4 protein-coding genes are annotated in these 3,857 nt (G+C 35.6%); all 4 read right to left on the bottom strand.

Features of this window, described 5'->3' with window-relative positions:
- Window positions 1-382: 382 nt before the first annotated feature.
- The 4 genes from H5187_RS22800 to H5187_RS22785 all read right to left on the bottom strand — a co-directional run bounded on the left by H5187_RS22800 (window position 383) and on the right by H5187_RS22785 (window position 3,601).
- A complete protein-coding gene (locus tag H5187_RS22800; protein ID WP_259398789.1) occupies window positions 383-1,009 on the bottom strand; it encodes a YceI family protein in 627 nt (208 codons plus the stop codon).
- Window positions 1,010-1,466: 457 nt separating this feature from the next.
- Window positions 1,467-2,420, bottom strand: a complete 954-nt coding sequence (locus tag H5187_RS22795) for a S66 peptidase family protein (protein WP_182717807.1) — start codon at window positions 2,418-2,420, stop codon at window positions 1,467-1,469.
- Window positions 2,421-2,641: 221 nt separating this feature from the next.
- The gene (locus H5187_RS22790; RefSeq protein ID WP_182798404.1) at window positions 2,642-3,058 is read right to left on the bottom strand and encodes a hypothetical protein; all 417 of its coding nucleotides are present in this window, start codon (window positions 3,056-3,058) and stop codon (window positions 2,642-2,644) included.
- A 294-nt stretch (window positions 3,059-3,352) separates the two neighbouring features.
- Window positions 3,353-3,601 carry a hypothetical protein gene (locus H5187_RS22785; protein ID WP_220491230.1) on the bottom strand — a complete coding sequence of 83 codons (249 nt, stop codon included), beginning with the start codon at window positions 3,599-3,601 and terminating at the stop codon, window positions 3,353-3,355.
- Window positions 3,602-3,857 lie beyond the last annotated feature (256 nt).

The following is a 3,857-nucleotide window of genomic DNA, read 5'->3' as shown; positions in this document are numbered from 1 at the left end:
ACATCATCACATTGAGATAATGCTTTTTCAACCGCTTGAACTTTAAATTCTTGTGTAAATCGACGTCTCATTTTTATCTGCCTCTATTAAAAGTTAGAGGCGACAACTATCCTGACACAGGGGGATAGTAAACCAAGAGGGGGGAGGTGAGTAAATGACATCGCACATGGTAAAACAATCCAATCAAGGCCTATTGTTGCTCAGAAAAAGACAGGTATGTGGCACAAGTAAAGTCGACCAAAATGGAAACACATGCTAAAAATATTTAGCCCGTATTTCGCTTTTTAGACAAACTTCACAAAAGTGCCCTAGCGGTCATTCAGGGATTATATTCTATCTGAAAATGTCACTGATTGACGATTTAGTAGCTATCACTTACTTCTTATTGCTTACCAACATTAATAAATTCCGCATAAACTTCTAAGTCAATTTGATCCCCAACAATCGGTATATAACTGTCCATGCCAAAGTCAGAACGTTTGATTTGACCGACCGCACTAAAACCAATGGTGTATTTTCCTGTCATCCAGTTGTCTGCTCCACCGTGAAATGTGGCTTTAAACGTCACAGGTTTGGTAACGCCTCTAAGAGTTAAATCACCTGAGAAATTAAAACTGTTATCAGATATAACTGTAACAGTGTGGCTAGTAAATGATGCTTGCGCAAAGCGCTCACTGTTAAACCAAGTATCATTTTGTAAGGTTTCTGCTAAGTCAGCATTGTTAATATCAATAGAGCTAATATCCACCACTGCGTTTAATGACGCGGCAGCCATATTATTAGGGTCAAAGTTGAGTTGTGCATCAAATTTATTAAAACGCCCTACATAGGTTGATAACCCTAAATGTTGGATTTTAAATATTAATGCAGCATGTTGACTGTCTAGCTGATATTCGCCCGCTTGAAGCGCTATCAACTCAGATTTAACAGTTGGTGCAATCCAACTCACACAACTTGTCAGTAACAGCGCAGCGCACATAACTGAGACCGAGTGTATAAATGTTCGCATTGTATTCTTTGACGCTGAGTTCATAGTAGTTAAGCCATTAGTAATGTGTTGAGTGTAGGTAAAATAAAACGTCATTTTTCATAAAATCAAAATATATAATGCCTCATATTTTCCATTTTAACCTCTCTTTTATATTCATAATGGAGTGAAGCCGCCTATTTTTCGTCTATTAATCAATCGTTTTTACATAACTTGAGCTGCGGAGTTGAGCGAATGAAATTTAACCCTTTGGTATAATTGATGATTAATTATTAGCGTTTTGAAGCGTCCGTTATCTCAACAAACCTACAATCGATGCGAAAACCCTCGAATGTTTACTTCTCGATCAAAGCCGAACTACTCAAAATTGCAATGAGCAGTCAGTCAAGCAAGGGCGATGCAATCCCATTACTCTTAATATTAAATCCGCAACCATTAATTATTATGAAATTTAGCTAATTACTCGAGTATTCTTTACCTAATGTTTTTCTATTGTTATTTGTTTACGACTTTTCGTATCTATCTTCACAAGTCCACCAATAGGAAAGCATATATGGGGTGTTGTATGTCCAAAGTTTAAGTTATAAAGCACGGGAATTGACTCTAACTCTTGTTTAGATTGTATAATCTTTTTAAGTAAGTCTTCAGATACTTCTGACTTTAATTGAAATTTCCCAATGACTATTCCTTTAACTCTGTCGAAATGTTTTTGGTGAATTAATGATTGCAGATCTCTGTCAAAATTTGAAGGGGATGTTAACTCGTCATCTTCAAGAAATAGTACAGAATTTGTTAAGTCAGGCATAAATTCAGTTCCTTGAAGCAGATTTAAAGTACAAAGGTTGCCTCCAAGTATTTTTCCTTCAGCTTTACCATGATTTAAAACTTTTATGCCATTGTCTTTATAAAAGCTTCTTTTTTCCTGATCTAAAAACCATGAATCATCACTCCATTGTTCGGGGTTTATAACTTCATAAGGATCACTTGAGAATAAACACTTTTTAATATAATTTATTGAAAAATCAATACCTTTAAGCATCCCCAAAGTTGAATATGCAGGCCCTGAGTAAGTTATTAGTCCGGTTTTATGAAATAAGGCATTTGATAAAGCTGTAGTATCAGAATACCCACATATAATTTTTGGATTTTTTTTAACAATATTATAGTCAATATACTTTAGTAATTGATTTACATTATCGCCCCCGATAACAGTAAAGATAGCTTTTACCTTTTTATCTAGGAATGCTTCATGTAAATCTTCAATTCTTTCTTTTATAGATGAAGACGAAAAATCATCTATCGACTCACAGTTTTTTGAAAATGACAATTTGAGGCCAAGCTCTTCAAACCTTGTGTTTGCTATTTCTCGCGTCTCTTGGTCAATAATTGATAAACTTCTTGAAGGCGCAATTATCCTAACTTCATCATTCATTTTTAACTTATTGGGTATTATCAATTTACCTCCTACAAGATACTCTAAACAGCATGCACATCAAAATTGAGCGAACTTCACAGCTTTCAATAAATAGTTCCTAACTCAATACTTTCGGCTTGTCGCTCCTAGCCGCAATATGTGGCGCAGAAAAGCTTGGCTAAAATTAGGAACGAAGTGACGCGGGCTAAGCTTTTTGCGTCCCTTTCATTATTGCTTTGTTATGTGTCATCGCCATATTTGTTTGAGTTAGCTTTAATTTTTGGCATTTGAATTTGTAAAAGTATAAAAACAGGAACTAAGGGTGCAAAAGCAAGCCAAGATAGATTAAGCACAACCCAAAAATAGCTAAACCAGCACATAACCGCAATAAGCGAGAATACTTTGAGTAGTTTGGAAAATATAATGATATCGCCCATTGCGACCATTATACCACCATAAAACAATGCTCCAACTAACACAAAAGCGGGATGAGGAACTTCAATTATTTCACCCTGAAACCAATAGAAAAATTCATATCCATAACTGAATAATAAAGGTGACATGATTGTAAATGCTACAAAGACACCCCAAGAATCATTTCTGTGGTATTTAGCGTATTTATTATTTTTTTCTTGAAGTGTTTCCATATCTACCATGACACATAACGCCAACTTACGGAGTCATGTTGCAGCTTTTTGTTATGTGATTGAGCGTAATTTATGATGAATTTCATTTAATACTTCACTCCCCATTGTTTTGGTAACGAGCTCATTCAATTCACCACTTAGAAACTCTTGCCATGAAACTATCTTACATCCCGAGCAATGAGCATACCTTCCATATGCCGATATCACCGTATAATTATCCATGATTGAGGTTTCATATAATTCCCCCCCTGGATTATCGACTCTCCAACACTCAATAGCTTTAGGCGGGATATAATTCATAGTTTAAAGTGATTCTTTCACAATTTTCTGCCACTCACTAAATGACTCTGCTTCCCAATTGTTGCCAGGCTTTAAACCTTCTGGGGCGTATTCTTTCGGCTTGCCGCCAAACCAATTAAACCACTTAGAAAGACTACCGTCTGGTATCTGGACTAGTGGTACATCAAATTCTTTGATATAGAATCTGGAGCCTTCAGGAAAATCATTCTTACTTGGCAAGTTCATATTATGGCTCCCGAAGATCTCCAACATAACGAGCCTGTAGAATTACTCGCTTTTATTTTATTTTGATTAATGCTTCAACCATAGCCTAGTTCCTATTTTGATTCAATCGACAACTGACTTTCACATAAAATATAAAGGAGGATTTGCTGTTGCTTTAATTGTGCGTATTCTCATGACTTTGATCACCGATTCTCATCAGCTTTGATCACTTGATTTATCATTTTGTAGAGCCGTTTTTAAATTAGCTTAACTGATCATCATCAGTCAATTTATTTAACTGTTT

This window comes from Pseudoalteromonas sp. SG44-1, assembly GCF_014164315.1.
Classification (GTDB): domain Bacteria; phylum Pseudomonadota; class Gammaproteobacteria; order Enterobacterales; family Alteromonadaceae; genus Pseudoalteromonas; species Pseudoalteromonas rhizosphaerae.
The sequence above is the reverse complement of the archived record's forward strand: the minus strand, read 5'-3'. Positions and strand labels throughout refer to the sequence as shown.